This is a genomic window from Bradyrhizobium iriomotense, from assembly GCF_030160715.1.
Lineage (GTDB): Bacteria > Pseudomonadota > Alphaproteobacteria > Rhizobiales > Xanthobacteraceae > Bradyrhizobium > Bradyrhizobium iriomotense.
In genome coordinates this window covers 45,768-52,795 of sequence record NZ_BSOW01000050.1, presented here as the reverse complement: position 1 = coordinate 52,795, position 7,028 = coordinate 45,768, and the positions used below count along the sequence as shown (strand labels likewise).

Annotated in this window: 5 protein-coding genes; 4 read left to right on the top strand and 1 reads right to left on the bottom strand. The window is 65.8% G+C overall.

Annotated elements, in window-relative coordinates; all coding sequences use genetic code 11:
- Positions 1-225: 225 nt before the first annotated feature.
- Positions 226-1,701, bottom strand: coding sequence for an amidase (locus tag QQL28_RS41610; RefSeq protein WP_284275101.1), 1,476 nt, complete (start codon positions 1,699-1,701; stop codon positions 226-228).
- Between the two features lie 419 nt (positions 1,702-2,120).
- On the opposite strand from QQL28_RS41610, the gene QQL28_RS41605 reads away from it, so the two are divergent.
- The 4 genes from QQL28_RS41605 to QQL28_RS41590 all read left to right on the top strand — a co-directional run bounded on the left by QQL28_RS41605 (position 2,121) and on the right by QQL28_RS41590 (position 6,977).
- Entirely contained in the window at positions 2,121-4,457 is a 2,337-nt protein-coding gene (locus QQL28_RS41605) for a Tex family protein (protein WP_284275100.1), read from the top strand.
- Between the two features lie 129 nt (positions 4,458-4,586).
- Positions 4,587-5,123, top strand: coding sequence for a hypothetical protein (locus QQL28_RS41600; RefSeq protein ID WP_284275098.1), 537 nt, complete (start codon positions 4,587-4,589; stop codon positions 5,121-5,123).
- 98 nt (positions 5,124-5,221) lie between these two features.
- Positions 5,222-5,914, top strand: a complete 693-nt coding sequence (locus tag QQL28_RS41595) for a response regulator transcription factor (protein WP_284275096.1) — start codon at positions 5,222-5,224, stop codon at positions 5,912-5,914.
- Complete coding sequence (locus QQL28_RS41590) at positions 5,901-6,977, top strand: sensor histidine kinase (RefSeq protein ID WP_284275093.1); 1,077 nt, start codon at positions 5,901-5,903, stop codon at positions 6,975-6,977. Before QQL28_RS41595 ends, QQL28_RS41590 begins: the two co-directional genes overlap by 14 nt.
- Positions 6,978-7,028 lie beyond the last annotated feature (51 nt).

Here is a 7,028-nt window from a genome sequence, read left to right as displayed (position 1 = left end):
TGACAGCCCTCAAGGCTTCGGTGGGTACCGATCCGATCGAACGGCGACCCAGCTCGGGCCGTCACCCGGGCTGGGCCATTCCTCACGGAACGGCACCCATCATAAGCGATCGCGCTAATACAAGGGTGGGTTAGCGAAGCGTAACCCACCACCTCTCTCGCCCCGTGGCATGGTGGATTACGCCTGCGGCTAATCCACCCTACGCAAGTTCAAGCAGTCGCCCGCTCACCCCTTCGTCACGTGCACCTTCGGTTTCTTGCCGGCATTCCACTTCCCGTCGATGGCGCGCTCGATTTGCGCGGCGAGTTGCAGCAGCAACCCGTCATTGGCCTGCTTGGCGATGGCCTGGATGCCGAGCGGCAGGCCGTGCTCGTTCTCGGCGAGCGGCAGCGAGATCGCCGGCATGCCGCAGAGATTGGCCAGCGGCGTGAAGGCGAAATTGCGCCAGAGATTGCCGAACCAGTCCAGCACATCCGGATTGTCGGAGATCGTGAGATATTCCTTTGTGCCGACCTTCGGCGTCGGCAGTGCGGTGACCGGCGTCAGGATGACGTCCCACTGCTCGAAGAAGCCACCGAAGCCGCGCGATGTCGTGTTGAACACCGCCTGCATCTTCGCCCGTTCGGCAAAGCTCGTATGGCGGCCCGCCTCCCAGATCCGGATGTTCATCGGCTCGATGAGATCCTCCGGCGGCCGCTCCAGCCCGCGCGCGGCGAGCATGTTTGAGATCACGACGGCGAAGTTGGAAATGTAGCATGTGGTCTGCGCGTCGAAGGCGGCGCGGAAATCGAGCTCGGGCAGGGCAAAGTCGACGTGATGGCCGAGGCCTTCGAGGAAGCGGCCGATCTTCTCCAGCTCGGCGGCGATGTGCGGCGTCGCGCGATAATCGCCCCATTGATGCGACAACGCGATGCGGAGCTTGCCGGGGTCGCGCTTGATCATCTCGGTGTAGGGTTGCGCCGTGGTCCAGAACGGCATGAACTCGCCGGGCGCCGGCCCGCGGGCATGATCGACGAAGGCCGCAGTATCGCGCACGCTGCGCGACTGGCAGCCCTGGATCGAGACGAGGCCGGTGAGATCGGACATGTGCGGTGCGAGCGAGAACACGCCGCGCGACACTTTCAGCCCGATATTGCCGTTGACCCCTGCGGGAATGCGGATCGAGCCGCCACCGTCGGTCGCATGCGCAATCGGCACGATGCCGGCCGCCACCGACGCGGCGCTGCCCGCCGACGAGCCGCAGGTGGTGTAGTCGGTATTCCAGGGATTGCGCGTGACATAGACGGCCGGATTGTCGGCCGAGCTGCACACGCCGAACTCCGGCGTTGTGGTGCGTCCGATCAGGTTCAATCCGGCCTGGCGGAATTTCGTCGTGAGGAAAGTGTCAGCGCCTGCGCGATTGCCGCGCATCAACAGCGAGCCCATCTCCTGAAGGCGGCCTTTCATGGTGGGTCCGAGATCCTTCATCAGGAAGGGCAGGCCGGCGAACGGGCCGCTGAGATTGGCGCCGTCCTTGGTGGGATCCGCGATCACGTCGTCGAACAGCTCGACCACGCCCGACAGCGCGGAATCGACCTTCGCCACGGCTGCCGCGGCCTGGCGCGCCAGTTCGGCAGGCGTGACCTCGCCCTTTTTGACGCACGCAGCCAGCCCCACGCCATCATGCTGCGCCCACTCATTCCAGCTCATCGGCAAAGTCATGTCGGTCCCTTTCGTGCGGGCGGCACCATAATTCCGCCGGGGACTCTGTCAACAAACCGGGCGCGCAGGGCTGCTGCGCTGAATTTGGAAGGCGCAGCCGCCTCATGACGTCCCATAGCCCGGATGGAGCGAAGCGTAATCCGGGGCGGCAAGCACCGGCCAATACGTCTTCCCGGATTGCGCTCCGCTCGATCCGGGCTACGATCCAATGTTTGCCCGACGCACTCCATGATCGTGGCGCGCGGAAATCGAACGAATGTGGCGGGAAGGCGGACCAATAAATCGACTCGGCGCAACAAAAAACCTCTGTCGACGGTTCCGCGCTGCACCTTGATGAATCAAGTCGGGTTGGTCCATAAGCGGCGTCCCGCGACCGGTGGTTCGGTTCGCGTCGCGTGCTTGGATTAGAGGAAACTGGCGTGGCAAACATCAACCAGAAGATTGCGCAGGAGCTCGGGGCCCGTGAGGAGCAGGTCGAGGCGGCGGTGACGCTGCTCGACGGCGGCGCCACGGTTCCCTTCATCGCCCGCTACCGCAAGGAAGCCACCGGCGCGCTCGACGACGCGCAGCTCCGCACGCTGGAAGAGCGGCTCGTCTATTTGCGCGAGCTCGAAGACCGCCGCAAGGCGATCCTCGAATCGATCCGCGAGCAGGGCAAGCTCGATGCGGCGCTGGAGGCCACCATCATGGCGGCCGACAGCAAGGCGCGCCTGGAAGACATCTACCTGCCGTTCAAGCCGAAGCGCCGCACCAAGGCTGAGATCGCCAAGGAGGCCGGCCTCGAGCCGCTCGCCAACCAGTTGATGGCGGAGCCCACCAACGATCCGAAGGTGGTGGCCGAAGCGTTCATCAACGCCGAGAAGGGCGTCGCGGATGCTGCCGCCGCACTCGATGGCGCCCGCGCCATCCTGGTCGAGCGCTTCGACGAGGACGCCGACCTGATCGGGAGCTTACGCGAGGAAATGTGGACCAATGCGCGCATGGCCTCCAAGGTGCGCGACGGCAAGAAGACCGAGGGCGAAAAGTTCGCCGACTATTTCGAGTTCTCCGAGCCGCTGACCAAGCTGCCGTCGCACCGCATCCTCGCGATGTTCCGCGGCGAGAAGGAGGAGATCCTCGATCTCCAGATCCAGGCCGAGGCCGAAGTGCCGCCGGCGGGCGTGCCGAGCGCCTATGAATTGAAGATCATGAAACGGTTCGGCATCGCCGACCTCAAGCGCGCGGGCGATCGCTGGCTGATCGACACCGTGCGCTGGGCCTGGCGCACCAAGATCCAGGTGCATCTCAACATCGATCTGCGGATGCGGCTGTGGAACGCGGCCGAGACCGAGGCTGTGCGCGTGTTCGCCTCGAACCTGCGCGACCTGCTGCTCGCGGCACCTGCCGGCACCCGCGTCACCATGGGGCTCGATCCCGGTTACCGCACCGGCGTCAAGGTCGCGGTGATCGATGCGACCGGCAAGGTGGTCGACACCACCGCAATCTATCCGCACGAGCCGCAGCGGCAGTGGAACGAGTCGCTCGCGATCCTCGGCAGGCTCGCGCTGAAGCATCGCGTCGAGCTGATTGCGATCGGCAACGGCACCGCCTCGCGCGAGACCGACAAGCTCGCGACCGAGCTCGTGAAGGGCCTGGCTGAGCTGAAGATGAACAAGATCGTGGTGTCGGAAGCGGGCGCGTCGGTCTATTCGGCTTCGGCCTTCGCTTCGGAAGAATTGCCGGGCCTCGACGTCACCCTGCGCGGCGCGGTCTCGATCGCGCGGCGCCTCCAGGATCCGCTCGCCGAGCTCGTCAAGATCGAGCCCAAGGCGATCGGTGTCGGCCAGTATCAGCACGATCTCGGTCAGGCCAAGCTCGCCAAGTCGCTCGATGCTGTGGTCGAGGACTGCGTGAACGCGGTCGGCGTCGACGTCAACACCGCCTCGGCGCCGCTGCTCGCGCGCGTGTCGGGCGTGGGTAGCGGCCTTGCGCAGAGCATCGTGCAGCATCGCGACGCCAACGGCCCGTTCAAGTCGCGCAAGGCGCTCAAGGACGTGCCGCGGCTCGGGCCGAAGGCGTTCGAGCAGTGCGCGGGCTTCCTGCGCATCCTCGGCGGGGAGGATCCGCTCGATGCCTCCGGCGTGCATCCGGAAGCCTATCCGGTGGTGCGCCGGATTCTCGCGGCCACCAAGAGTGACATCAAGGCGCTGATCGGCAGCAGCGAGATCGTGCGGACGCTGAAGCCGAAGGATTTCGTCGACGAGACCTTCGGTCTGCCGACCGTCACCGACATCCTGCGCGAACTCGAAAAGCCGGGCCGCGACCCGCGTCCGGCGTTCAAGGCGGCCGTATTCAAAGAAGGCGTCGAGGAGATCAAGCATCTCCAGAAGGGCATGATTCTCGAGGGCACCGTGACCAACGTCGCCGCCTTCGGCGCCTTCGTCGATATCGGCGTGCACCAGGACGGCCTCGTGCACATCTCCGCGATGTCGAAAAACTTCATCAAGGATCCGCGCGAGGTGGTGAAGCCGGGCGACATCGTCAAGGTGAAGGTGCTGGACTTCGAGGTCGCCCGCAAGCGCATCTCGCTGACGCTGCGCCTCGATGACGAGGTCGGCACCACGAAGGATGCGCCCGGCATGCAGCGCGACAATTCGCGCAACGCCGGCCGCATGACTTCATCGGCGCCGCGCAAGCAGGAATCCTCCGGCGGCGGCGCGCTCGCCGAAGCACTCCGCCGCGCCGCCGAAAAGAGCGGCCGCGGCAAGCCGGTGTAAGGCACTCTGGCAAACTAACATCCGCGTCAGAATCTGGCGCATTTGTAAGTTGAAGGATGGCCTCCCGTCACATCATCTGATCCTCCGAGTGCGGCGAGGCTACAGCCGCACTGCAAGGAGGATCTTCCGATGAACAACAGGCTTCTCACAGGCCTCGTCGCAGCGGCAGTCGCCGCGACGCTGGCGGTCGCGTCGCCCGTCCTCGCCCAGCGCGGTGGCGGCGGCGGACATGGCGGCTTCGGCGGCGGTGGGCATATGGGTGGTGGCGGCATGGGCATGGGTGGCGGCATGCGTGCTGGTGGCATGGGTGGCGGCATGGGCGGCGCTCATTTCGGCGGCATGGGCGGTGCTCGTTTTGGCGGAGCGAGCTTTGGTGGCGCGCGCTTCGCAGGCAGTCCGATGGCTGCCCGGGCAGCTTTCGTCGGGCCGCGTTTTGCAGGCAGCCCGATGGCCGCCCGCGCGGCCTTTGTCGGGCCACGCTTTGCCGGCGCCGGCTGGCACGGCAGGCCTTTCATCGGCCGCCACGCCTTCTTCCGGCATCACCATCGCTTCTTCTTCGGCGGCGCCCCCTTCATCTATGCCGGCTACTACGACGGTTGCTGGCGGCAGACCTGGACGCCCTATGGCTGGCAGTGGGTCAATGTGTGCGGGGACGATTGGTACTAGCATGACGTGACCGCACCGTTGTCGCGATCGCCGCCGGGCAGTTCCGCCCTGCCCCGGAACGGGATAGTCTGGTGGCGATCGTCGCGCGGAGTTAAACCATGACCGGAGGTCACCGCCGCATTCTCGTCGTCGAGGACGACCTGGAGACCGCAGGCCAGCTCGCCGAAGAGCTGACGACGAGCGGCTACGAGGTCGATCTCGCCGCGACCGGCCGCGAGGCGCTCAGCCGCGGCAGTGAGCGCGACTATGCCGTGATCACCATCGACCGCATGCTGCCCGACATCGACGGCATCACGGTGATGCGCCAGCTGCGCGACGACGGCATCGTCTCGCCCTTCCTGATCATCTCCGCGCTCGGCGAGGTCGACGACCGCGTGCGGGGCCTGCGCGCCGGCGGCGACGACTATCTGGTCAAGCCGTTCTCCTTCGTCGAGCTGCTCGCGCGCCTCGAGGCGCTCGGACGCCGCAGCGAGACGATCGCAAAGGAGACGATCCTGCGCGTCGGCGATCTCGCCGTCGATTTGATCTCGCGCAGTGCCAGCCGGCGCGGCAAGAAGATCCCCTTGCTGCCGCGCGAATTCCAGCTGCTCGAATATCTCGTCCGCAACGAGGGCCGCGTCGTCTCCCGCGCGATGCTGCTCCAGCACGTCTGGGACCTGCATTTCGATCCCTCCACCAACATCATCGACGTCTATGTCGGCCGCGTCCGCCGCAAGGTCGACGACAGCCAGGCCTATCCGCTGATCCACACCATCCGCGGCATCGGATATTGCCTCCGTGCTCCTGGCTAATACGCTTAAGTCATCGACGTTCCGCCTGGCGCTGATCGCGATCGCGATCTTCGGCCTGATCGTCGCCGCGATCATCGCCTGGGTCTATTACGGGACGCTGGCCTATGTGCAGAGCCGAGTCGGGGAGGTCGGCGATCACGAGGGCTTCACCGCGATGATCGAGCTCGCGATGATCGCGGTCGCCCTGCTGCTGCTGGTGCTTGCCGCGGTGGCCGCCGTGCTGGTGACGCGGCGCACGGTCGGCCGCATCGAGCAGATCAACGCCACCAGCCGCGCCATCATGCTCTCGGGCCTCGACCAGCGCATCCCCTTGCGCGGCAGCCATGACGAATGGGATCGCGTTGCGGAAAACCTCAACCAGATGCTCGACCGCATCGAAACCCTGATGGGCGAGGTCAAGCAGGTCAGCGACAACGTCGCGCACGATCTGCGCACGCCGTTGACGCGCATGCGCGGCCGGCTGGAAAAGGCCTATCATATCCCGCGCAACAGCGAGAATGATGCGGCGCTGATCGGCGATACCATCGCCGATCTCGATGCCGTGCTCGGCATGTTCGCTTCCATCACCCGGATCTCCGAGATCGAGACCCGCGCCCGCAAGGGCGCATTCCGCGAGCTGAACCTCGTGGAGATCGCCGGCGAGGTCGTCGAGCTCTATGATGCCGCGGCCGAGCAGGTCGCGACCCGCCTCAGCTTGACCGGCGACCGCGAGGTCAGGGTCACCGGCGACCGCGACCTGCTGTTCGACGCCATCGCCAACCTCGTCGACAACGCGATCAAGCACGGCCGCGCAAGCGGGCAGGTGAGCGTGACCTGCACCGCCAAAGACGGGGCCGCGAGCATCGCAATTGCCGACAACGGCCCGGGTATTCCGAGCGACCAGCACGACCAGGTGTTCAAGCGCTTCTATCGTCTCGAGCAGAGCCGCTACACGCCCGGCAATGGCCTCGGCCTGAGCCTCGTCGCAGCGGTTGCGCGCCTGCACGGCGCCGAGGTCTCGCTGCGCGATAATGCGCCGGGACTGACCGTCGCGCTCAGATTCCCGCCGCCGTCCGCGCTCTGATCCTAGAGCATGATCCGGAAAAGTGTGAAGCGGTTTTCCGAAGAGATCATG